Origin of the sequence: Corynebacterium suedekumii, assembly GCF_030252185.1 — a bacterium.
Classification (GTDB): Bacteria; Actinomycetota; Actinomycetes; order Mycobacteriales; family Mycobacteriaceae; genus Corynebacterium; species Corynebacterium suedekumii.
This window is the reverse complement of the sequence record NZ_CP126970.1, coordinates 2120737-2143650: the sequence shown is the minus strand read 5'-3', so window position 1 is coordinate 2143650 and position 22914 is coordinate 2120737. Positions and strand designations below refer to the sequence as shown.

At 68.8% G+C, this 22914-nt stretch carries 23 protein-coding genes, 1 tRNA gene and 2 pseudogenes; 6 read left to right on the top strand and 20 right to left on the bottom strand.

Going from position 1 to position 22914, the window contains the following annotated elements; all coding sequences use genetic code 11:
* Positions 1-7: 7 nt before the first annotated feature.
* Both odhI and secA2 read right to left on the bottom strand, forming a co-directional pair.
* A complete protein-coding gene (gene odhI / locus QP029_RS10750; RefSeq protein WP_284874289.1) occupies positions 8-433 on the bottom strand; it encodes an oxoglutarate dehydrogenase inhibitor Odhl in 426 nt (141 codons plus the stop codon).
* A gap of 117 nt (positions 434-550) precedes the next feature.
* A complete protein-coding gene (secA2, locus tag QP029_RS10745; RefSeq protein WP_284876232.1) occupies positions 551-2812 on the bottom strand; it encodes an accessory Sec system translocase SecA2 in 2262 nt (753 codons plus the stop codon).
* Positions 2813-2912: 100 nt separating this feature from the next.
* On the opposite strand from secA2, the gene QP029_RS10740 reads away from it, so the two are divergent.
* The 4 genes from QP029_RS10740 (at position 2913) to QP029_RS10725 (ending at position 5342) form a co-directional block, all read left to right on the top strand.
* Positions 2913-4073: a bifunctional alpha/beta hydrolase/OsmC family protein gene (locus tag QP029_RS10740; protein WP_284874288.1), complete on the top strand. Its 1161-nt coding sequence runs from the start codon at positions 2913-2915 to the stop codon at positions 4071-4073.
* A 14-nt stretch (positions 4074-4087) separates the two neighbouring features.
* Complete coding sequence (locus QP029_RS10735) at positions 4088-4474, top strand: YchJ family protein (RefSeq protein WP_284876231.1); 387 nt, start codon at positions 4088-4090, stop codon at positions 4472-4474.
* Positions 4475-4525: 51 nt separating this feature from the next.
* Positions 4526-5203 (top strand): type 1 glutamine amidotransferase, encoded by a 678-nt coding sequence (locus tag QP029_RS10730; protein ID WP_284874287.1) that lies wholly within the window; start codon positions 4526-4528, stop codon positions 5201-5203.
* Positions 5204-5268: 65 nt separating this feature from the next.
* Positions 5269-5342: transfer RNA gene (locus QP029_RS10725), tRNA-Pro, on the top strand.
* A 109-nt stretch (positions 5343-5451) separates the two neighbouring features.
* Here QP029_RS10725 and QP029_RS10720 read toward each other — a convergent pair.
* From QP029_RS10720 to QP029_RS10690, 7 genes are all read right to left on the bottom strand, one after another.
* On the bottom strand, positions 5452-6243 hold the full coding sequence (locus tag QP029_RS10720) for an ABC transporter ATP-binding protein (RefSeq protein ID WP_284874286.1): 792 nt from the start codon (positions 6241-6243) through the stop codon (positions 5452-5454).
* Between the two features lies 1 nt (position 6244).
* A complete protein-coding gene (locus tag QP029_RS10715; protein WP_284874285.1) occupies positions 6245-7168 on the bottom strand; it encodes an ABC transporter permease in 924 nt (307 codons plus the stop codon).
* Positions 7165-8163: an ABC transporter substrate-binding protein gene (locus QP029_RS10710; protein ID WP_284874284.1), complete on the bottom strand. Its 999-nt coding sequence runs from the start codon at positions 8161-8163 to the stop codon at positions 7165-7167. Before QP029_RS10710 ends, QP029_RS10715 begins: the two co-directional genes overlap by 4 nt.
* A 121-nt stretch (positions 8164-8284) precedes the next feature.
* On the bottom strand, positions 8285-9355 hold the full coding sequence (locus tag QP029_RS10705; protein ID WP_284874283.1) for a diacylglycerol/lipid kinase family protein: 1071 nt from the start codon (positions 9353-9355) through the stop codon (positions 8285-8287).
* Between the two features lie 10 nt (positions 9356-9365).
* Complete coding sequence (locus QP029_RS10700; protein WP_284874282.1) at positions 9366-10220, bottom strand: CE1 family esterase; 855 nt, start codon at positions 10218-10220, stop codon at positions 9366-9368.
* Entirely contained in the window at positions 10217-11971 is a 1755-nt protein-coding gene (locus tag QP029_RS10695; protein WP_284874281.1) for an ABC transporter ATP-binding protein, read from the bottom strand. Before QP029_RS10695 ends, QP029_RS10700 begins: the two co-directional genes overlap by 4 nt.
* Positions 11968-13431: an ABC transporter transmembrane domain-containing protein gene (locus QP029_RS10690; RefSeq protein WP_284874280.1), complete on the bottom strand. Its 1464-nt coding sequence runs from the start codon at positions 13429-13431 to the stop codon at positions 11968-11970. Before QP029_RS10690 ends, QP029_RS10695 begins: the two co-directional genes overlap by 4 nt.
* Positions 13432-13451: 20 nt before the next feature.
* On the opposite strand from QP029_RS10690, the gene QP029_RS10685 reads away from it, so the two are divergent.
* Positions 13452-14231, top strand: a complete 780-nt coding sequence (locus tag QP029_RS10685; RefSeq protein WP_284874279.1) for a class I SAM-dependent methyltransferase — start codon at positions 13452-13454, stop codon at positions 14229-14231.
* Here QP029_RS10685 and QP029_RS10680 read toward each other — a convergent pair.
* The 10 genes and pseudogenes from QP029_RS10680 to QP029_RS10635 form a co-directional block, all read right to left on the bottom strand.
* Complete coding sequence (locus QP029_RS10680) at positions 14228-14761, bottom strand: hypothetical protein (protein ID WP_284874278.1); 534 nt, start codon at positions 14759-14761, stop codon at positions 14228-14230. The two genes, QP029_RS10685 and QP029_RS10680, sit on opposite strands and share 4 nt — an antisense overlap.
* Positions 14762-14818: 57 nt before the next feature.
* The gene (locus QP029_RS10675; protein ID WP_284874277.1) at positions 14819-15484 is read right to left on the bottom strand and encodes a phosphotransferase; all 666 of its coding nucleotides are present in this window, start codon (positions 15482-15484) and stop codon (positions 14819-14821) included.
* Positions 15485-15982: a hypothetical protein gene (locus tag QP029_RS10670; protein ID WP_284874276.1), complete on the bottom strand. Its 498-nt coding sequence runs from the start codon at positions 15980-15982 to the stop codon at positions 15485-15487.
* Positions 15979-16467 (bottom strand): hypothetical protein, encoded by a 489-nt coding sequence (locus QP029_RS10665; protein WP_284874275.1) that lies wholly within the window; start codon positions 16465-16467, stop codon positions 15979-15981. Before QP029_RS10665 ends, QP029_RS10670 begins: the two co-directional genes overlap by 4 nt.
* Positions 16468-16539: 72 nt before the next feature.
* Complete coding sequence (gene der / locus QP029_RS10660; protein WP_284874274.1) at positions 16540-18105, bottom strand: ribosome biogenesis GTPase Der; 1566 nt, start codon at positions 18103-18105, stop codon at positions 16540-16542.
* Positions 18102-18783, bottom strand: a pseudogene (cmk, locus tag QP029_RS10655) ((d)CMP kinase). Before cmk ends, der begins: the two are co-directional and overlap by 4 nt.
* 11 nt (positions 18784-18794) lie before the next feature.
* Complete coding sequence (locus QP029_RS10650) at positions 18795-19730, bottom strand: pseudouridine synthase (RefSeq protein ID WP_284874273.1); 936 nt, start codon at positions 19728-19730, stop codon at positions 18795-18797.
* Positions 19731-19855: 125 nt separating this feature from the next.
* A complete protein-coding gene (gene scpB / locus QP029_RS10645; RefSeq protein WP_284876230.1) occupies positions 19856-20407 on the bottom strand; it encodes an SMC-Scp complex subunit ScpB in 552 nt (183 codons plus the stop codon).
* A gap of 96 nt (positions 20408-20503) precedes the next feature.
* A pseudogene (locus QP029_RS10640) lies at positions 20504-20737 on the bottom strand (rhodanese-like domain-containing protein); the annotation flags it as partial.
* The gene (locus QP029_RS10635; RefSeq protein ID WP_284874272.1) at positions 20650-21171 is read right to left on the bottom strand and encodes a rhodanese-like domain-containing protein; all 522 of its coding nucleotides are present in this window, start codon (positions 21169-21171) and stop codon (positions 20650-20652) included. The pseudogene QP029_RS10640 and the gene QP029_RS10635, both read right to left, overlap by 88 nt.
* A 100-nt stretch (positions 21172-21271) precedes the next feature.
* On the opposite strand from QP029_RS10635, the gene QP029_RS10630 reads away from it, so the two are divergent.
* The gene (locus QP029_RS10630; protein ID WP_284874271.1) at positions 21272-21835 is read left to right on the top strand and encodes a GNAT family N-acetyltransferase; all 564 of its coding nucleotides are present in this window, start codon (positions 21272-21274) and stop codon (positions 21833-21835) included.
* A 239-nt stretch (positions 21836-22074) separates the two neighbouring features.
* Here QP029_RS10630 and QP029_RS10625 read toward each other — a convergent pair whose 3' ends face one another.
* Complete coding sequence (locus QP029_RS10625; protein ID WP_284876229.1) at positions 22075-22908, bottom strand: segregation and condensation protein A; 834 nt, start codon at positions 22906-22908, stop codon at positions 22075-22077.
* Positions 22909-22914: the final 6 nt, after the last annotated feature.

The window sequence follows — 22914 nt, the reverse complement described above, 5'->3', positions numbered from 1 at the left end:
AGACGGATCAGTTCTTCGGGCCGGCGAGGAACACCAGACGGAACTTGCCGATCTGGATCTCATCCCCCGTGGTCAGGGTCTGGGAGTTGCGCGGCTCGCGGTTGACGTAGGTGCCGTTGAGGGATCCGACGTCGAAGACCTCGAACTCGCCGTCGTTGATGCGGAACTCCGCGTGACGGCGCGAGACGGTGACGTCGTCGAGGAAGATGTCCGACTCGGGGTGGCGTCCGGCGGTGGTGATCGCCTGGTCCAGCAGGAAGCGGGCGCCGGCGTTCGGGCCACGCTTGACCACGAGCAGACCTGCCCCTTCGGGCAGGTTGTCCGCCCCGGACGTGGCCGGGGCGGCGCCGGACTCCATTTCCTTCAGCAGATCGGCACGGAAGACCGACGTGGTCTCCACCTGTGCTTCAGGAGTACCGGTGTTCTCGCTCATTTCTCAACCTCCGATTGTCGTCAACGGTGACTGGTAGTAATCATAGCGGTTGCGCCCTCCCCGGGAGGGCGCGGGACGCGCGATGTGTCCCCGGCCGGGTCACGGGGCGGAATCTGATCAGCGGAAAAGGTTACCGATTCCGGACACGACGGAGTTGCCGCCACCGGCGAGCGGGTTGTCTGAGACCATGTAGGTCCACGTCGCGGACGGACGCGCGAGTCCCTCGTCCGCCAGGTGGGCCCCGTCGGCGTCGATGGTCACCGTCTCGAAGGTCGCCACCGCCTTGTCGACGGCGCGCTGGGCCAGCTCCTTGAACTCCCGCACCGCGATGCGGTGGTACTCGTCGATGGGTGTCTCGCGGGCGATGGCGCGCAGGTGGATCGACTCCCGGACGTCATCCATGACGGCGAGGTGGTCGGCCCACTCCTGGTCGAGGTGGAAGAGCATGATGTCGCGGGCGGCCTGTTCACGGACCGGGTGGTCGAGGTCGGCCAGCTCGGCGGCGCGTTCCGGTGACCGTCGGGACAGTTCCTCCCAGGCCTGGGCGGTGTCGAGGAGGCGGGCGCGGCGTTCGTCGATGATGATCCGCTGGTCGGCGAGCAGCTGGTTGTACTTCCACGTCTGGGAGTGGATTTCCAGCAGCTGGCCCTCGGTGACGCGCTGGCAGTGGCCGACGAAGTCCTGGATCCGCTTGGCGGTGATGAGGCCGGAGTCGTCGGGCTGGGCGCTGACGGATTCCCCCGATCCGCCGGAGGTGACCACGTCATCCTCGAGGGAGACGAAGAACAGGGACAGGCCCGGATCCCCCTGGCGTCCGGCACGTCCGCGGAGCTGGTTGTCCAGGCGGGCGGTGCGGTGCCGGGAGGTGCCGATGACGGCCAGGCCGCCGAGCTCGGCGACGTTGGCGTGCTCGGTTTCGTCGGCACCGCCGAGTTTGATGTCGGTGCCACGGCCGGCCATCTGGGTGGAGACGGTCACCCGGCCCAGGTCACCGGCTTCGGCGACGATCCGGGCTTCCTCGGCGTCATTCTTGGCGTTGAGGACGTTGGCGTCGATGCCGCGTTCGGCCAGTGCCTCGGCCAGGGCCTCGGACTCGGCGACGTCGTGGGTGCCCACGAGGACGGGCTGGCCGGTGGCGTGGAGGGCGACGATCTCCTCGACGATGGCGCGGTTCTTCTCGGCGGCGGTGGCGTAGATGCGGTCGGCCTCGTCGAAGCGCCGCAGTTCGCGGTGGCGGTCGATGACGGAGACGTGCAGATCGTAGAACTGGCGGAGCTGGTCGGTGGCCTCCACGGCGGTGCCGGTCATGCCGCACACCTTCGGGTAGCGGCGCATGAGGGCCTGGAGGGTGATGGTGTCGAGGATCTTCCCGCCCTCGGTGACGTCGAGGCCCTCCTTGGCCTCTACGGCTGCCTGGAGTCCGTCGGGCCAGCGCTGCAGGTCGGCGACCCGCCCGCGGGAGGCGTCGATGAGGGCGACCTTGCCGTCGGCCACCAGGTAGTGGATGTCCCGGATGAGCAGGGCCTTGGCGTGCAGGGCGAGATTGACCTTCACCAGGGTGGTGCCGATGTGCTCGTCGTCGTAGAGGGACCCGATGCCCAGGGCACCCTCGACGCGGGTGGCGCCGGCGTCGGTGAGGAAGACGTTCCGGCGGTCGTCGTCGATGGTGTAGTGCTCGCGTTCACGCAGGTGGCGGACCACGTCGGTGATCTGGCCGGTGGACTCGACACCCGGCTGGTTGCCGGCGAGCACCAGTGGGACGAGTGCCTCGTCGACGAGGACGGAGTCGGCCTCGTCGACGAGGGCGACGTCCGCCGGGGCCTGGACCGCGTCGGCGCGGCGGGTGATCTGCTGGTCCCGGAGAACGTCGAAGCCGATTTCATTCACCGGCCCGTAGACCACGTCGCTGGCGTAGGCCACCCGCCGCTGCTGAGCGTCGAGCTTCTCCGTGATCGCGGCGACGGTGAGACCGAAGAACTCCACGAGCGGGCGCATCCATTCGGCGTCGCGGGCTGCGAGGTAGTCGTTGACCGTGATCACGTGGACCCGTCTGCCCATGAGGCCGAACCCGGTGGCGGCCATCGCGCCGACCAGGGTCTTGCCCTCGCCGGTGGCCATCTGGATGACATCGCCCTCGAGCAGGCGCAACACCGCCTGGGACTGGACCGGGAAAGGCGTCAGCCCCAGCGAACGCTGCGAGGCGACGGCGAGCACGGCGAGGAACTCTGCGGGGTCGGCGAGCTCGCCGCCCGCGGTGAGGGTGCGGGCTCTGGCGGCCACGGCGGCGTCATCAAGCGAGGCGAGAGCATCGATCCGGGAAGTGGCGTCGTCGACTATGGCGACGCTGCGCTTCTGGTTGCGCGACTGCCGCGCGCCCATCGCCTTCCAGAACCAGTCGAATGCCACGGGGAACCTCCAGTACTACCGAGTGAATACGTCCCCTCCACAGTAGTTGAGCAGGCTCCACTATCCTGGACCCATGCATTCTGTGAGCGTGAAGCTTCCCTCCAGCACGGGAACGACAATGGCCGGCACGATTGACTTCCCGGATGCGGAACCGGTGGGGTTCGCGATCTTCGCGCACTGTTTCACCTGTTCCCGCTTCGCCCCCGCCGCCTCCCGCGTGTGCAAGACGCTCGCCGAACACGGCATCGCCGCCCTGCGATTCGATTTTCCCGGTCTCGGCCAGTCCGAGGGTGACTTCGCCGACACCTCCTTCACCCAGAACGTCGACGACATCGTCGCCGCCAGCGACTGGCTCACCGCCAACTACGAGGCGCCGCAGCTGCTCGTCGGCCACTCCCTCGGCGGCGCGGCCGCACTCCAGGCGGCGACCCGCCCGGAGATGAAGCACCTGGCCGCCGTGGCCACGATGGGTGCCCCCTTCGACCCCGCCCACTCGGTCCTGCACTTCGCCGACCGGGTCAAGGACGCCGACGAGGACGGCTCGGTCACCGTCGTCCTCGGTGGCCGCGACATCGTCATCTCCCGGGAGTTTCTCGAGGACCTCGCCGACACCAATCCGGAGGCCTACCTCCCCCGCCTGCGCAAGCCGCTGCTGCTCATCCACTCCCCCGTCGACCAGACCGTCGGCGTGGAGAACGCGCAGAACATCTTCCGCAAGACCCGCTACCCCAAGTCCCTGGTGAGCCTGGACAAGGCCGACCACCTGTTCACCCGCGGCACCTCCGCCCAACGCGCCGGGCACATCATCGCCGAATGGTCCCGCCCCTACCTGGTGCCCAACCAGCTGCCCGCCCAGGTCGACGCCGACCAGGTCATGGCCACCTCCGCCGCCGGCACGAAGTTCGGTTCCGTCGTCCGCACCGACGCGCACAAGGTCATCACGGACCGCGCCAAGGCCGACGGCGGCAAGGACGCCGGCATGACCGCCATCGACCTGCTCATGTCCGCGCTCGCCGCCGCCACCTCCGAGGCCGTCCGCGCCGCCGCGAAGGGCATGAAGCTCGACGACGTCCGCGTCACCGTCACCCACGCCTCCGCCTCCACCTTCCAGCGCCAGGTCCACCTCGACGGCACGCTGTCCGCGGCGGAGCGCCGCCTGCTTCTCGACGCCGCGAAATCCACTGACATCCAGGGCATGCTCTCCGGCGCCAACATCATGGACGTTCCCGCGTGAGCCTCGGTGGAGCAGTGTTCCCCGGCGACCGGCGCTGCCCCTGCGGCACCGGCCTGACCTACGCCGAGTGCTGCGGGAAGTACCACGAGGGCGCCGTCGCCCCGACCGCCGAGACGCTCATGCGTTCGCGTTTCACCGCCTTCGTGGTCCGCGACGCCGACTATCTGCTGGCCACCTGGGACCCGGACACCCGCCCCTCCGACCTGACCCTGGTGGACCTGCCGGTGCGTTTCTACCGCCTCGACATCATCGATGTCGTCGGCGGCGGACCGCTCGACACCACCGGCATGGTGGAGTTCGAGGCCTTCTACCGGGGCGAACCCTCCGGCTCGCAGCGGGAGCGCTCCACCTTCCGGCGCCTGGACGGCCGGTGGTTCTACTCCGCCGGCGACGTGGGCTGAACCTGCCCGAGGGTCTGTACACGGGCCCGATACCTGTCATACGATAGGCCCATGACAACGCCGCGCATCACCGTCCTCCAGCCCGACCCCGCCGCATCCCTGGACCAGTTCACCGACTGGCTCACCGAGGCCGGCGCCGCCGTCGACGTCGTCGACCTCACCGCCACCGACGTGCCGGAGACCGTCGGCGACGGCGTCATCGTCCTCGGCGGCATCAACGACGCCCGCTCCTACCCCTGGGTCGGTGATCTCCACGCTGCCCTCCGCGACTGGGTCTCCGCCGGCATCCCCGTCCTCGGCATCTGCCTCGGCGCCCAGCTGCTCGCCGACGCCCACGACGGCGACCTCGACTTCGGCCTCGAAGGCGAGGAAGGGGCCGTCGAGGTCGAACTCATGGAGGCCGCGGCCCCCGAGCCCGTCTTCGTCGGCCTCGAGTCCCCGCTGGTGGTCCCGGAACACCATCACGACGTCATCACCGAGCTCCCGCCCGGAGCGGAACTCCTGGCAGCCTCGAAACGCTACGAGGTCCAGGCCTTCCGCCTCGGCTCCGCCGTGGGCGTCCAGTTCCACCCCGAGGCCTCCCCCGAGACCATGGCCACCTGGACCACACAGTCCGGTGGCGACGGTGACGCCATGCTCGCCGAGATGCAGGACGTCGACGACCGGGTGTCAGAGACCGGCCGGCGGATCGCCCGCAACTTCGTCACCATCCTCATGGAGCGCCACTGACCAGGCGATTCGCCTTTGCGGATGACACTGTTGTAACCTGAAGCAGTTGCATTCCGATGCAGCGGCGGACTGTGGCGCAGTTTGGTAGCGCACTACACTGGGGGTGTAGGGGTCGCAGGTTCAAATCCTGTCAGTCCGACAAAGCACAGGCCAGAGTCTCCGGACTCTGGCCTGCTTTTTGGTTGTGCCGCCGCCGGGACGCCGACGCCCCGACACCGCAAGCGTGCCGGGGCGTCGATAAGCGGTGATCAGCCGAGGAAAGCCTTGTCGGAGAGCGTCGCTCCCTTGATGTTGGCGAACTCCTGGAGCAGGTCACGGACGCCGAGCTTGGCCTTGGTGGCGGCGTCGGCCTCGTAGACGATGCGGCCCTCGTGCATCATGATGAGCCGGTTGCCCAGGCGCAGGGCCTGTTCCATGTTGTGGGTGACCATGAGGGTGGTCAGTCCGCCCTCGGCGACGATGCGTTCGGTGAGACCGGTGACCAGTTCGGCCCGCTGAGGGTCGAGGGCTGCGGTGTGCTCGTCGAGCAGCATGATCCGGGGGTTGGTGAATCCGGCCATGAGCAGGGACAGCGCCTGGCGCTGCCCGCCGGAGAGCAGGCCAACTTTGGCGGTGAGTCGGTCCTCGAGGCCGAGTTCGAGGGACTGGAGCTTGTTCACGAACTGGTCGCGACGCGCCCGGGTCAGTCCCCTGCCCAGGCCCCGGCCCTTGCCGCGCAGCCACGCGAGGGAGAGGTTCTCCTCGATGGTCAGCGTCGGGGCGGTGCCGGCCAGGGGGTCCTGGAAGACGCGGCCGACGTAGCGGGCACGCTTGAACTCGGGGAGCTTGTTCACCCGCCTGCCGTCGATGATGACGTCGCCGGAATCGACGGCAAGGCGGCCGGCGACGGCGTTGAGGAGGGTGGACTTGCCGGCGCCGTTGGAACCGATGACGGTGACGAAGTCCCCCTCGGCGAGCTCGAGTGAGAGGTCGTTGAGGGCGATGCGCTCGTTGACGGTGCCGGGGAAGAACGTCTTGGTGACGTGGGAGACGGTGAGCATGTCAGGCCTCCTTCGCGGCGAGGGCCGGCTCGGGTGCAGGCTCGGAGGTCTTGGGCCTCACGGTGCGGCCGACCGCTCCCCTGACGCTCTTGAAACGCGGGAGGAGGAGAGCAACGATGACCAGCAGTGCGGTGATGAGCTTCATGTCGTTCGGGTCCAGCCCGACCTGGAGAGCGGCGAAGATGATGATCCGGTAGATCACCGCGCCGACGATGACGGCGAACACGGCGAGCCAGAGGTTGCGCTGTCCGAGGATCGCCTGACCCATGATCACCGATGCGAGGCCGACGAGGATGAGGCCGATGCCCATGGAGATGTCGGCGAAGCCCTGGTACTGGCCGACGAGGGCACCGCACATGCCGACGAAGCCGTTGGACAGTGCCAGGGTCAGCGTCTTGGTGTAGTCGGTGGACACCCCGAAGGAGGTGATCATCTGCCCGTTGTCACCGGTGGCGCGCAGGGACAGTCCCAGGTCGGTGGCGAGGAACCACACCACCAGGACGCCGAGGAGGGCGACGATGACGGCGAGGATGCCAGCACCGGCCCAGGAGCCGAGGAGCCCGGCGTCGCGAAGCGGGGTGAACAGTGTGTCCTGCCGCAGCAGGGGGATGTTCGCCCCGTCCATGATGCGCAGGTTGATCGACCACAGGGCGATCATGGTGAGAATGCCGGCCAGCAGACCGTCGATCCGCCCCTTGGTGTGGAGCAGACCGGTGATGCCGCCGGCGATGAAACCGGTGACGAATCCGGCGAGGGTGGCCAGCACCGGGTGCCAACCGTTGAGGATGCCGACGGCCGCGGTGGCGGCGCCGGTGGTGAAGCTGCCGTCGACGGTGAGATCCGGGAAGTTGAGCACACGGAACGTCAGGTAGACGCCGAGTGCCATCACCCCGTAGATCAGGCCGACCTCGACCGCGCCGATCATACGGTTTCGGCCTCGCTGAGGATGTTCTCGGGGATGGTGACACCCTGACGCTCGGCGGCGTCCTCGTTGATGACGTAGGTGAACTCGGTGGCGGTCTCGACCGGCATGGTGGCCGGGTCCTCGCCGTCACGCAGGATGCGCAGGGCCATCTCACCGGTCTGGCGACCCAGCTCGGTGTAGTCGATGCCCAGGGTGGCGATGGCGCCGCCCTCGACGGTGCCGGCCTCGGCGGCGATGACCGGGATCTGCTTCTGCTCGGCGACCTGGACCAGGGAGGCGATGCCGGACACGACCATGTTGTCGGTGGGCACGTAGATGGCGTCGACGTCGCCGAGTGCCTCGACTGCCTGCTGGATGTCGTTGGCGGTGGTCACGGTCTGAGTGACCACCTCGAGGTCACGCGGGCCCGCGGCCTCCTGCACAGCGTCGACCTGCACCTGGGAGTTGACCTCACCGGAGGCGTAGACGATGCCGATGGACTGCGCGTCCGGGACGATCTCCTTGAGCAGGTCGAGCTGGTCCTCGATGGGAGCGGCGTCGGAGGTGCCGGTGACGTTGCCGCCCGGGGCGTCGTTGGACTCCACGAGCTCGGCGGACTCGGCGTCGGTGACGGCGGTGAACACGACGGGAATGTCGGTGATGTTCTGGGCGGTGGCCTGCGCGGCCGGGGTCGCCACGGCGAGCACCATGTCCAGGTCGGCGCCGGCGAACTGCTGGGAGATGGTCAGCGCGGTGGCCTGCTCACCGTTGGCGTTCTGCTCGTCGAACTCGACGTCGACGCCGGCCTCCTCGAAGGCCGCCTTGAAGCCCTCGGCGGCGGCGTCGAGCGCCGGGTGCTGCACCAGCTGGTTGATGCCGATGCTGTAGGACTCACCGGAGTCACCGGCGGCGTCATTGTCGGTGCCCGAGCTGGTGTCGGAGCAGGCGGTCAGGGCCAGGGTGGCGACGGCGGCGATGCCGGCCAGGGTGCGGGCCCGGGAGGAGCGGGAGAACATGGTGGGACGTCCTTCACGGTATGTGATCTGATACGCATCTGAACTTACTGTGTCGGTATCTCACATGGGTAAAAAGACCCGCGCGGGTGTCCCCGGGCACCCGTCACGGGCCCGGCGGAGATCAGGCCGAGTCGCCGTGCTCCGCCACCTGACCGTCCTCGTCGAACTTCTTGGTGCCGGGGGCCGGCTCGCCGGGCTCGGTGACCGGCTCCGGGACGGGCTCGCGGACGACGAGCGACTCGGGGTCGATGGTGATGGTGAAGGCGGTGACCTCGCCGGCCTCGTCACCGTCGACCTCGAAGACCTCCGGATGCTTGAGGGTGACCTCGAGGCGGGTGCCGGTGACGTACTGCAGGGCCTTGATGTCGTCGTCGCCGCCGGTGATGCGTTCGTCCCGGCGCAGGACGCGGAGACGGAACTTCTCCCACATCTGGTGGCCGATCTTGCCGAAGACCTGCGCCCACCCGAACACACCCGTGGGCCGGATGGCCACGAGGTCGAAGATGCCGTCGTTGGCCTGGGCGTCGGGCAGCAGCGGCACACTGGCGACCAGATCGCCACAGTTGCCGATGATCAGCGAGTGGACGCGGGTGCGGTGCCGGGCGCCGCCGTCGAGCCGGTAGTCGACCCGGATGCGGTTGCCGCCGGCCAGGGACTTGGCGATGGCCACGCCATAGGCGAGGAAGCCGATCTTCTTCTTCAGGTCATCGTCGGTGTTGACGATCATCTGCGCGTCGATGCCGACACCGGCCATGACGACGAAGTCGAGGGATTCGGTGGACCCGTCGGGACGGGTCAGCTCCGCCGTGCAGGTGTCGATGCGGGTGTCCTGTCCGCCGAAGACGGTGTCGATCGCGTCCTCCATCTCCAGCGGCAGGGAGAGGTTGCGGGCCAGGAGGTTACCGGTGCCCTGCGGGATGATTCCCAGCGAGGCGCCGGTGTCACGCAGTCCGGCGGCCGCGGCGCGGACGGTGCCGTCACCGCCGCAGGCGACGACCATCTCCGCGCCCTCCTCGGCGGCCTGCTTCGCCTGCCCGAGCCCGGGGTCCTCGACGGTGGTCTCGAACCAGGCGACATCTCCCCAGCCGTGCTTCTCGGCGGCGGCGTGGACGAGCGACTTCAACTCGTCGACGTCGACCTTGACCGGGTTGTAGACGACAGCCGCCTGGCGGGATGTGGGGGTTGAATGCATACGTGACAGGTTACACGCCGAAAAACGCGCGGACCTCCGCCGTCGCCTCGTCCGGCCACACGTGCTCTCCCCCGCCGACCCGGACATGACTCAGGGGCATGTCACAACCCCGCCAGTGCTGCTCGATCACGGAGTTACTCCGCCGGTTGATGGAGGTTCCGTCGCAGCGATTCCGCTCCGCGACACCCTCGAGCACCACCGGCACCGACTCGTAGGGGGTGTCATGCCTGGTGCCGCCGTAGTAGTTGATGGTGCGGTCGTAGGTGCCGTGGATGTCCAGGCGGGCGACCGGCTCATCCGAACAGCCCTCATGGATCGCCCGGTAGTAGGCGGCGCCGACGGGGGCGACGGCGGCGAACGTGTCCGGGAGCTGACAGCCGAGGTAGGCGGCGAAACCACCGCCGTTGGAGAACCCGGTGGCGAAGATCCGGCCGCGGTCGACGCGGTACTCGTCCCGGAGCTCGGTCAGGATTGTCCGGACAAACGCGAGGTCCTCCTCCCCGGAGGTCGCCGCGTAGGGCGCGGGTGCCCAGGCGCGGTCCACGCCGTCGGCGTAGACGACGATCGCCCGCGCGGCCTCCAGTCCGGTGTTCCGTCGCATCACCTCGGCGGTCTCCCGCCAGCCGTGGAAGGCCAGGACGACGGGCCAGGTGCGGGTCTCGTCGTACCCTGCGGGCACCGCCCGCAGGTAGGTCCGCTCCCGGCCGTCAACCGTGGTGGTCACCTTCTCCAGGCTGGCGGCGGTGGTCTCCTGGGTGAGCGGTTGCACCGTCGACGACGTCCCGGACGCCGATTCTCCCGGGTCCTCGATCGTGCAGCCGACGAGCAGCAGCGCAGCTGCCGTCACGGTGAGCAGCCTTTTCATGCGCGCCCCCTCGACCAGGCGGACCACAGGTCGGTGTAGCGTCCGCCGGCGGCGACGAGTTCTGCATGGGTGCCCTGTTCAACGATGCGCCCCTGGTCCATGACGGCGACCCGGTCGGCGCGGGCCGCCTGGTCGAGGCGGTGGGCGATGACCAGGGCCGCCCGATTCCGGGTGACCTCCTCGGCGGCGATCTCGAGTTCACCGGCGCTGGCGGATCCGGCTTCGGCGGTGGCCTCGTCCATGACCACCACCTTCGGGTCGAGCAGGAGGATCCGGGCCAGGGCCAGCTGCTGGGCCTCGACGGGTTCGAGCTGGTGGCCGCGGGCACCGACCTCGGTGTCCAGGCCGTCAACGAGGTCATGAATCCAGTCGGCCCGGACGCGATCGAGCGCGGCGAGGAGTTCGTCGTCGGTGGCGTCCGGTTTCGCCAGGGTGAGGTCCTCGCGCAGGGTGCCGGAGAACACGTGGACGTCCTGGGAGATCATGGCCAGCCGGGCGACGCGCTCGGCATCGGACAGGGAGGACACGGGGACCCCGTCGACGAGGACGCTGCCCTCGTCCGGGATCCGCAGGCCGGCGAGCAGGGCGGCGACGGTGGTCTTGCCGGCCCCGGAGGCGCCGACGAGGGCGACGGTCTCGCCGGGCCGGATGTGCAGGTCGACGTCCCGGACGGCCCAGTCGTCGCCGTAGCTGAAGCTGATGTCGTCCATGTCCACCCGACCCTGCGCGGCCGGCGCCCCGGAGTCCGGGACCGGAGCGGGCGGATCGACGACGACACCGACGATGCGGGTCAGTGAGGCGTAGCCGGACTGGACGGTGTCGAGCACCCGCATGAACATCATCAGCGGCCCGCGCAGGCGGATGAGCATGAGCATGGCGGCGGTGACCTGACCGACGGTGAGCACGCCCTCCCGCACGGTGAGGTAGCCGACGAGGAGGCCGCCGGCGAGGATGAGGAACTCGCCGACCGACATCCACACCTGCAGCACGATCATGGTCATCCGGGCGGCGAACCCGTGGTCGACCACTGCCTGGGAGGTCACCCGGATGCGTTCGTGCATCTCGGCCTCCATCCGGTAGGCCCGGACGGTATGCCGGCCGTGGATGGCCTCGAGCAGTTTGCGGGCCCGGTCGGCCATCGACGACCTCTCGGCGGCGTAGCGCTGGGGCGCCTTGGCCAGGTAGGCGCGGGAGGCGAGGTAGTAGAGCGGGGCGACGACGACGAGGATGATGAGGAACTGCCAGTTGAGCGTCACCAGGGCCACGGCGGTGGCGAGGATGGTGAACAGGGAGCTCGACAGGATGGGCACGGTCTCGGTGACCGCGGAGGACAGCATGGCCACGTCGTCGGTGGAGCGGGAGACCAGGTCACCGGTGCCGGCATCCTCGACGCGGTGGACGGGCAGGCCGAGGGCGGTGCCCACCATCTCCTCACGCAGGTGGGCGATGACCCGTTCGCTGAGCCGGGAGACGAGGAAGAAGCCGGCGGCGCTGAGTACCGCCCCGGCGATCGCCGCGATGACCAGGACGACCACGGCGGAGACCAGGTCACGGCCACCGTCGATGACGATGTCCACGATCCTGCCCAGCTGCCAGGGCACCGCCACCGTCGCCCCCGCGCCGAGGCTGAGCAGCACGAGCGCGAGCAGGCCCTGGGCCCGCGCGCCGGGCACGCGGGCGATCTGGTGACCCACCTCTCGGCGGACCTGACCCAGATCAGCCAGGGGAAAGCGCAGGTCGTTGGCGGTCATGCCGTCACCTCCTCAGCGGTGGACAGCACCCGGTCGGCGACGGCCTTCCAGGCGGGAGCATCGGTGTAGACGATGGTGGTGCGCGGGCCCCGTTGCTCGGCGACCCGTGTCGCGATGGCCGTCTCCGTGACCGAGTCGACGGCCGTGGTGGGGTCCTGGAGGACCAGCACCTCGGCGTCCGCGGCGATCGCCCGGGCCAGGGCGACGCGTTGGCGTTGTCCGCCGGAGAGGTTGCGACCGTTCTCCCCCACCTCGCGCTCGGGTCCACCGGGGATGTCCTCGGCGGAGGCGCAGTGCAGGGCCGCGCGGGCACGGGCGGGGTCGGGGTGGATGTTGTCCAGCACGGAGCCGTCGAAGAGGTCGGCGGAGTGCGGGGCGACGATGACCCGGTCGCGTGGGGCGAGGACGATGTCGTCCGGGGCGTGGTCGGTGACCACGGTCAGGCCGGTGGGGAGCTCGGGCGGGGACGCGCGTTCGTCGTCAAGCGCGAAGGGGGCGGTGAGCACCTCCCGGATGCGGCGTCCCGAGGCCTGTGCCGCCGCCCAGCGGGAGGCGATGTTCTTGCCCAGCATGGTCATCGGCATGATGACGAACTGGGTCAGGCCGATGACGGTGATCAGTTCACCGATGGACATCTTCCCGTTGACCGCCATCCACGCGGCGACGACCGCGACGGCGATGACGTAGAGCGCGCCGGAGGTCTCGGTGACGGCGTTGAGGCGGGCCTGCGCGGCGTTGGCGTCAACGGTGCGGTGGTACGCCTCGTCGGAGACGGCGGTGTAGCGGCCGCGGACGGTGTCCACCGCGCCGAGACCCTTGAGGATGCGCAGCCCCTGGACCACGTCGGTCGCCGTCGCCGCCGCCCGGGCGAGCGACGCCTGGCGCACACCGGAGCGACGGCGCAGCGGTCCGGCCGCCACCAGCGCGATCCACACGAGCACCGGGCCGCCGATGAGCACGGCGATGCCGAGCGGCACGGAGATGGTGAGCATCATGACGCCCACGTAGAGCACGGAGGCGACCTCGGCGACGGGGAACACCGCCATGAACACCGCGTCCGCCACCCGCTGGGTGTCCGAGGAGGCGATGGACAGCAGCTCACCGGCGGTGCGTCGCCGGCCGCCGACCCCCCGGGGATCCTGGATCCGGTCGGTGACCTCCATGCGCAGATCATGCCCGATGACCAGGATGGACCGGTTGAGCAGCCGCCGGCCGAACCAGGACGCCACCATGCCCACGAGGAACACGCCTGCGAGGACGCCGATCCACTGCAGCAGGCGGGTGAGGTCGACCTCGGCGATCGCCCCGTCGATGGCCCGGCCGATGATCACCGGCGACAGGCCGTTGGACAGGAAGCTGACCGCCATGAACAGCCCGGCGGGAACGGTCCACCGCCAGCGGGACAACACCGTCTTCGGGAGCCAACGCGGGTCATCGGCCGGCGGGAGTCGTCTGATCATGATGGGTTATCTTACTTGGGATGGATCTGTCCCCCGTCTTCCGCAGGGCGTCCGCGAAGGACGCCCCGGAATTCGCCGACGCCGCCCACCGCTACCGCTCGGCGTCCGCCTTCCGCACCGGCGCCGACGTCTACGATGCCGTGCGCCCCGGCTACCCGCCCGAGGTGGTCTCCCTCGTCGACGGCTTCGACCGTGTCCTCGACATCGGCGCCGGCACCGGCAAACTCACCACCCTGCTTCTCGACGCCGCGCATGACGTCCTCGCCGCCGACCCCAGCCCCGACATGGTCCGCATCCTCAGCTCCCGCGGCATCCCCGCGTGGCGCGCCACCGCCGAAGCGACCTCGCTTGTCGACGCCGCCGTGGACGCCGTCACCTGCGCCCAGACGTGGCACTGGGTCGACGCCGCAGCCGCCTGCACCGAACTCGACCGCGTCGTCCGCCCCGGTGGCCGGGTGGTGCTCGTGTGGAACAACCTCGACGTCTCCCACCCGTGGATCCTCCGCCTGGCCCGCATCATGCACTCCGGCGACATCCACCGCCCCGGCTTCGTGCCGGCAGTCCACGCCCCGTGGACCATCACCTCCGAGCTACGCACCGGCTGGACCCAGCACCTGCGTGTCGAGCAGCTCCACGACCTCATGGCCTCCCGCTCCTACTGGCTGCGTTCCGACGACACGATACGCGCCCGCATGACCGAGAACCTCCGTTGGTACCTCTTCGACCGCCTCGAGCATCAGCCCGGCCAACTGCTGCCCATCCCCTACCGGACCGACGCGTTCGTGCTCGAGCGGACCTAGTCTGTCCCGAACCCGTCCACCCCCACCCAGAAGCTGTCCCCGTCGGCCGTGGTGAAGGTCGCCCGCTCCCCGTCATGGACGAGGGTGAGATCGCGGAAGCGGTAACGCCCCTGCTCAATCGGGACCGGCTCCACCCGGCCCATGTTGGAGGAGTTGTATCCGGTGATCACGGGCGCACCACCACTGAAGTCGACGAACACGGCATTGGACTGGATGGTACTTCCCTCCATGTCCGGGAAGTTCAGCTCGGGAGAGGCGTCACCACACGTCAACATGGTGACGGGCCCAGGCTGATACGAGGCGTGGCAGTTGACCACTCCCCCGTTGGTGAACGTCATCCTCACCACGCTGTTGCCCACATCCGGGAGCGACTCGCTGACCGCCGGTGATTCGGCGTCACCTTCAGACTCAGGTTCCTGCTGGGAGGAAGGCTCCTCCCGCGTCGGAGCTGCGGCGGTGGAGGTGACCACCTCCGTCACCACGACCGGCTCCTCTGTCGAGCCACCGCACGACGTCAGTACAACCGACATGAGTGGCACCAGAACGACAGCTCCCCAGGACACAGGCTTCATGGTTCAGACATTAGGTCATCCGGCATTCCAGCGTGCGAGATACCGGGACAGCTTCTCCGGGTCCCGTGGAATCCCGTATCCGGTGAGAAAATGCTCCTCACAGCCTGCCATGCCGTTCCACGCCAGCGACTGGAGGGCCGGGGCGATGTCGGCCCACCGGTCATCGAGTCCCACCCCGCCGAGATCCACCGTGCCGACGAACTCCCGTGCCGGGCTGAGCAACCAGTTCGGGGTGCAGGCATCTCCGTGGCACACAACGAGGTCCTCCTCACCCGTCAGCGGTCCCCAGGTGAAAGGGCAATCCGCAACGGGCACGTGATCGTGGAAGGTACGCAGCGCCTCCCCCAGCGCCCGAGCGGTGGCGAACGGGTCGGTGAGGAACTGCGGGTAAACGGCGGAGGGCGCGTCAATGCTCTCGGTGAGGAGAAATCCCCGGCCTACGCCGAGGACCCGCGGAATCTGGAAGGGCAGCTCGGGTGTCCGCAGCCAGGCGATGCGCCTGGCCTCCTCCGAAGGCTGGAACTCCGGATGTGGTGGACCGACCTTGATGTAGGAACCGCCGATGTCCCAGGTGATCCCGCCGATCCCGTTTCGCCAGACCGGGACCGGGTCGACGTCACCGGCCAGTTCGCGGACAAACGCCGGTGGTTGCAGGCCATCGGAGGCAGACGGGACGGTCACTCAGTTCACCCCGGGCCCGGTCGGCCCGACGTGGAAACTCGATCCGTCGGGGCGGTGGAAGGTGACCTTCTCACCGTCATTGACGGCCAAGAGGTCACCGTGGAGGACCTCGCCGACGCCGACGGACTGGGTGGTGTCCACGATGTAGCCGAACTCCGCGACCCTGGTGTCGGAGGCGACGGGAGTATCACCACGGAGATCGAAGGAGACGGCGTTGTCCCCGCCCCAGTCGAAGCCGGTGGTGTTTCCGCAGGCCATCGTCCCCGGCCCCATCTGGTCGGTGCAGGTGATGTGCCCGGCGTCGAGGTCGTACTGCACGTAGGGTGCGACGGTCTGGGTGACGCCGTCGCCGGCGTCGAAGATCTCCGGCCAGTCGCGCTGCCCGAAGGTGGTCACCTCCGTGCCGATGAGCTGGAACCCTTGACCGGTGCGCAGGTCGACGCAGCCGAGGCCGTCGGAGTCGGGGCTGACACAGGTCAGGGACCCCAGGTGGATCATCGTCCCGGGTTCGAGGACGGGGCCGGGCCGCGGAAATGCCCGGGGTAGCCTCCCTCGCGCTCTGCGGCGAACTCTCCGCTGCCTTCACGGGCGTCCCACTGGGAGATCATCACCATCGGGCCTTCCTCGCCGGTCGGCGGACCGGTGAAGCAGCCACCGGCGATGTCCTCGGTGAACCCACCCGTGGACTGGTCCAAAAGTTGGCAGTGGACAGTGCCGGACGCAGACGTGAACAGGTGTACACCGTCCCCGGTGTAGGTGTCCGATTCGACCGTCCGGAATCGGGGCTCGGGAATCGTGGACTGGGGCCCAGACTGAGCCGGCTCAGTCGTCCCGGTGGCGTCGGCCGGAGCGCCGGCAGTGGAGGTCACGACCTCGGTGATCACCACCTGCCCGGCATCATCGTCGGAGCAGGCGACAAGGCCCGTCGCCCCCACCAGGGAGACGAGGGCGGCAGCGGTGCGCGGTACAGAGTTCCGGGTCATAACCTGGACATTAACTGCCGGTGTCCTGCGCGTCCCGCAAACCGGAGACCACTCCCCGGGGCGGGGGTGGATCTACTTGCGCTGGCGACGCTCCCGCACACGGACCGCGATGCGGACCGGCGTGCCGTGGAAGCCGAAGCACTCGCGGAACTTGCGTTCCAGGTAGCGACGGTAACCGGCGTCGAGGAAGCCGGTGGTGAACAGCACGATCACTGGCGGGCGCGTCGATGCCTGGGTGGCGAAGAGCACGCGCGGCAGGCGGCCGTTCTTCATCGGCGGTGGGTTGGCGGCGATGGCCTCCCGCAGCCAGGTGTTGAGCTGGCCGGTGGAGATGCGCTTGTCCCAGCTCTCCAGTGCCTCGATCATGGCGGGTTCGAGACGCTGCAGGGCACGGCCGGTCTTGGCGGAGATGTTGATGCGGGTGACCCACGGTAGGTGGGCCAGCTGCTGGTCAAGTTCGCGGTCGAGCTCCCAGCGGCGGTCCTCGTCCATGAGGTCCCACTTGTTGAAGGCGATGACCAGGGCCTTGCCGGACTCCAGGACCATGGTGAGGACGCGCTGGTCCTGCTCGGAGACGGGTTCGGAGGCGTCGATGAGCATGATGCACACCTCGGCCGCGTCGATGGCAGCGCGGGTTCGCAGCGAGGCGTAGAACTCGTGGCCCTGGGCGGTCTTGACCTTCTTACGCAGACCGGCGGTGTCGACGAACTTCCACAGTTTCTGATCCAGCTGGACCAGGGAATCCACCGGGTCGACGGTGGTGCCGGGGACATTGTCGACGACCGAGCGCTCCTCGTGCGAGATCTTGTTCAGCAGCGAGGACTTACCCACGTTGGGCTTGCCGACGAGAGCCACGCGACGCGGACCCTCCACGATCGACTTCTTGCGGGGCTCGTCCGGGAACTTCGCCAGTACTTCGTCGAGCACGTCAGCGCCGCCCCGGCCGTGCAGCGCGGAGACGGGCCAGGGGTCGCCGAGCCCCAGAGCGTAGAACTCGGCCATGTCGGCGTACTGGGTGTCCGAGTCGAACTTGTTGGCCACGAGGATCACGGGGACCTCGGCCTTCTGCAGGTTGCGTGCCATGACGGCGTCGGTCTCGGTGATGCCGACCTTGGTGTCCACCACCATGACGATGACGTCAGCGGTCTCCATGGCGATCTCCGCCTGGCGGGCGATGGATCCGTGGATGCCCTTGGAGTTGGGGTCCCAGCCGCCGGTGTCCTGGACCCAGTAGCGGCGGCCATTCCAGTCGGCGAGGTAGGAGATGCGGTCGCGGGTGACGCCCGGGAAATCCTCGACGACGGCCTCGCGGCGGCCGAGGAAACGGTTGACCAGTGTCGACTTCCCCACGTTGGGGCGGCCGACGATGGCGACGGTGCACAGCTCCTCTTCGAGGTGCTCGCGGTTCTCCACACCGACGGCGCGTTCGAGGGCCTCCCACTGCTCCTCGGTCATTTCGTCGAAGTCGAAGTCCTCGGCGTCGAAGTCCTCGGTGGCCCAGCCGTCGCCGGGGGCGAGGATCTCCTCGTCGACGAAGACGCCCTCGGCGTCCATCTCGCCGCCACCGGGGGTGTGGTAGACGAACTCGGTCTCGTTGTCGGAGGAGTCGTGGTCAGGGGTGGTGTTGTCGGTGCTCATCGGGCGCTGTCCTCCAGGAGGTTCATGAGGGTGTCCAGCACCTGCTCGAGCGTGAGCTCGGAGGTGTCGACGATGACGGCGTCCTCGGCGGGACGCAGTGGTGAGGTGGTGCGGGACGAGTCGAGGTCGTCCCGGCGGATGACGTCCGCGAGGACGGTGTCGAAGTCGACGTCCCGGCCGGCGGCGGTGTCCTGGTCGAAGCGACGTCGGGCACGCACCTCGGCGGAGGCGGTGAGGAAGACCTTGACGGGGGCGTCGACAAGCACGACGGTGCCGATGTCGCGGCCCTCGACGATGGCGCGGTGCGCCTCGGCGGCCAGGCGGCGCTGCAGGGCGACGAGGTTGGCGCGGACCTCAGGCACCGCGGAGACGGCGGAGACGTTGCGGGTGACCTCCAGGCCCGCGGATCTCGCGTGAGACGTCCTCACCGTCGAGCAGCACCTCGGTGGAATCCGGGTCGTCGTTGACCGCGAGCGGCAGGTCGGTGGTGACCTCGATGACGCGGGCGGTGTCGGCCGGGTCGACGCCGGCGCGGAGGACGGCGAGGGTGGCCACGCGGTACATGGCACCGGTGTCGACATACTTGGCGTCCAGACGCTTCGCGAGCGCGCGGCAGGTCGTGGACTTACCGGTGCCGGAGGGACCGTCGACGGCGAGGATGAGGCCGCCGTCGGGCATGTTGGTGATGGTCACAGCTGCACCGCCTTGTACAGGGAGGTCAGCTCGGAGTTGTTCAGGGCACGCATGGTGCCGGGCTTCTGCTCGCCGAGCTGGACGGTGTGGATCTTGGTGCGCACGAGACGCTGGACCGGGAAGCCGGCCTCCTTGAGCATGCGGCGCACGATGTGCTTGCGGCCCTCGTGCAGTTCGATGCGGATGAGGGACTGGCCGTTGTGGGAGTCGACGATCTGGACGTAGTCGGCCTTCGCGGGGCCGTCGTCCAGCTCGATGCCGTTACGCAGCGTGTGAACGAGACGCTTGTCGGCCTCGCCGAGAACGGTGGCCAGGTAGGTCTTGGCCACCTCGTACTTCGGGTGGGTCAGGCGGTTGGCCAGCTCCCCGTCGTTGGTGAGGATGAGCAGACCCTCGGTGTCGGCGTCCAGACGACCGACGTGGAAGAGCCGCTGCCCGGACATGGTCTTCTCGGCGACGATGTCACCGACGCACGGGCGACCCATGTCGTCCGACATCGTCGACTGCATGCCGCGCGGCTTGTTGAGCAGGAAGTACTCATGCTCCTCGTTGACGTTGACGCGCACTCCGTCGACGCGGATGACGTCGGTGTTCGGGTTGACGCGGGTGCCCTGGGTCTTGACCACCTTGCCGTTGACCTCGACGCGACCCTTGTCGATGAGGACCTCGGCGTGGCGGCGGGAGGCGACACCGGCCTGGGCGAGCACCTTCTGCAGGCGGACACCCTCGGTGGGTTTGTCGTCGACGAGCCAGTCCGCGCCCAGGCTCTGGGCGACGGAGTCGGCGGTGGCGGCCTTCCTTCGCCGCTGGTCGGGGTCGACGTTCTGGCGGCGGGCGGGGCGGGCGTTGGACAGCTGGATCTCGGAAGCCCTCAGCCTGGTGGGCTGCTGGTCCTTGTCCGGTGTGCCGTCTCGGCGAGCGGGGGGAGTCACGTAGATCGTGTCCTGTCTGTAGTTATGTGGTGCAAATCCTGGCCCACACTACCGGACACCGCCCCGATTGACCGCATTCCCGCTGGACGGCCGGGCGGCTGGGGCTGTCCCCCGCCCCGCCGGGGTCAGAACTCCTCGTCGATCGAATCCAGGTCCGGCAGCAGCGGGGCCAGGTCGGGCAGGCGGTCGAGCGATTCGATCCCCAGCAACTCCAGGAACAGCCCCGTCGTGGCGTAGCGGTGGGCGCCGGTGGCCGGTTCGATGTCGACCTCCTTGATCAGCCCACGCAGCTGCAGGGTGCGCATGACGCCGTCGACGTTGACGCCACGCACCCCGGAGATCTGCGAACGGGTGGCCGGCTGCCGGTACGCGATGACTGCCAGGGTCTCCAGGGCGGCACGCGACAGCTTCGTCTGCGAACCGTCGAGAAGGAACTGCTCCACCACCGGCGCGTTCTCGGTCCGGGTGTACAGGCGCCAACCCTCATCGGTCTCCCGGAGGTCAAAGCCGGAACCACGCTCGTCGAACTCCTTCGCCATGGCGGCGAGCAGGGAGGCAATGGTGGCCTCGTCCGTCTCGAGGACCCGGGACAGGGTGGCCACGGTGGCATGTGCGTCAATGACCAGGAGGATCGACTCGAGGCGGGACCGCAGCTGACTGATCATGGGCAGACTCATCCCTGCACCACCGCCCGGCCGCTGTCCGGGCGGCCCCCACTCGGACCAGGACCCCTCGTAGACGGCGAGATCGTCGTATCCGGCGACGGTCGCCGCGAGCGCGTCGACGCAGGCCGTGACCCCGGAACCGCAGCTGAATACCAGGTCCCGGCGGTCGCCGACCACCTCCCGGAACAGCTCCTGCAGCTCCGCAGAGGACTTCATCCGGCCGTCCGCGCGGTAGACGTCGGTGTAGGGCAGGTTCACCGACCCCGGGGCACACCCGGAGCGCAGGCCCGGGCGGGGCTCGGATTCGGTGCCGGCGAAACGTCCCGCCGAGCGGGCGTCCACCAGGAGGCGGGGGCCGGCGGCGACGGTGGCGGCGTCGACAAGCAGACCGGGGCGGGGTGCGGCGGTGATGGTGCCGTGGCGCGTGGGCCGGGACAGTGGTGCCCGCTCCCCGCCCACGGGCCGTCGAGGACCCGGACGTCCGTCAGGCCGGCGACCAACGCGAGCCACCACACGCGCGGCGCGGTGGCCCCCTGCTGGTCGTCGTAGACCACCACCGCCGTGTCGTCGGAGATGCCGTAGGACTCGAAGACCCGGGCCGGATCAGCGGGCACCGTGTGCGGCAGCGGATGGCCCGGCTCCGAGAAGTCCGCCTCCAGGTCCGCGAGGAACGCCCCGGGGATGCCGTCGGTCGGCGGATTCGGGCCCATCGACGCGCTGAGGATGACCGGGGCGTCCAGCCGGGTGAGCTCATCAACCGAGATCAGGGGTGTCATGGGCACCAATCCTAGGCAACTTCAGGGCATGTTTAACTTTTGCGAAGATTTTTCGGCAAATCACTTCCCGCGCGAATCGTGATGTGGGTAACATCTTTCCATGGCTACCATTACCCGAACCGACCGCCTCATCCTCATGCCGCTCAACGAGAAGCACGACGAAGAGGCCTACAAGGTCTACAGCGACAAGCGGATCTGGACCCACCGCCCCCACGCGCGCCACGAAGACGTCCGCGAGACCCACCAGCTCATCGGCCGCACCCAGGCATCCTGGGCCGCCAAGGACCTCGGCCCGTGGGGTGTGTACCTTCGCGACCAGCCCTCCGACTTCATCGGCGTCGGCGGCCTCGAGCTTGTCGACGGTCGCGTGTGGGACCTCAAGTACCGCTTCCGCCCCGACAAGTGGGGCAACGGCTACGCCACCGAAGTCTCCGAGGCGGCCCTCAAGCTGGCCAAGCGCCTCGACCCGGACACCCCGGTCACCGCCCGGATCACCACCAACCACCCCTCCTCCGCCCGGGTACTGGAGAAACTGGGCCTCAAGCCCGTGTGGGAGGGTCGCCGCGTGGGCACCGAGGACAACCCCGACGAACCCGACGTGCGGATCTACTCCGACCGGGAACTCCCGGTGGAGATCCTCGAGTTCCTCAAGGCGCGCCCGTAGGAAACAGCTGGTTCTTCATACCCGTTGGCTGCCCCCGGACCGCGTGAGCGAACGCCGTCCGGGGGCAGTGGTGTCGGTGGATCGCCCCCGGGGTTGGTCTGGGTTGGTCAGGGTGGGGATGGTCTGGTTTGGGCTGGTCTGCAACAGATGACACCTCCTGACGGTTCGACCTGCAACACCCCAGCTCCAGATTTCAGCCCTGTCAACGGTTGCAGGTGGCCTCGCCGCAGATGGCCCGCTCAGTCCCAGTTGCTGGCCGCCACGACGGCCGGGTCGACGTCGAGGCCGGTCCAGGCGACAGTCAACTCCCCCAGCGGTTCGGGCTGTTCGGTCTCCACGGCCCGGGCCTTGTACAGCTCCAGCAGGGCGAGGAATCGGCCGACGATCTCCATGGACAGCGTGCAGTCGCGGGTCAGGGCGCCGAAGCTGAGCCAGTGGTCGGGCCCCATGAGGCGGAGGGTGTCCAGGATCCGGCCGGCCTGTTCAGGAACGGAGACGGCGACCTGGTGGATGTGGCCGATGCCGACCTCCTCCGGTGGTCGGGGCCGGAATACCCCGGCGGCCAGCTCGGCGAACTCGGCGGGGGTCTTGCCGATGGTCACCGGCGGGAGCAGCGAGGCGAACTGCTCCTCCAGCCCGACGGCCCGGGGGTATCGGCGCTGCGCCTCCGTCTGCCACCGCGAGAAGAGATCGGCGACCTGTTTGTAGGCCTGGTACTGCATGAGTCGGGCGAAGAGCAGGTCGCGGGTTTCCAGGAGTTCGAGGTCGGCGAGATCGTCGACGTCGCCGCGGGGCAGCAGACGGGCCGCCTTGAGGTCGAGGAGTGTCGCGGCGACGACGAGGAATTCGGTCGTCTCGTCGAGGTCCGCGGTCTCCCCCAGCGCCCGGGTGTAGCTGATGAACTCGTCGGTGACTTCGGAGAGGGCGACGTCAGTGACGTCGAGCTTCTTGGCGGTGATCAGCTGCAGGAGCAGGTCGAAGGGCCCCTCGAAGTTCTTCAGGGCGACCTGGAAGCCGGGGATCTCGGGCTGGCTGCCGCCGCCGGGCAGATCGGTGGACTGCCGCGCCGGGATCTCGAT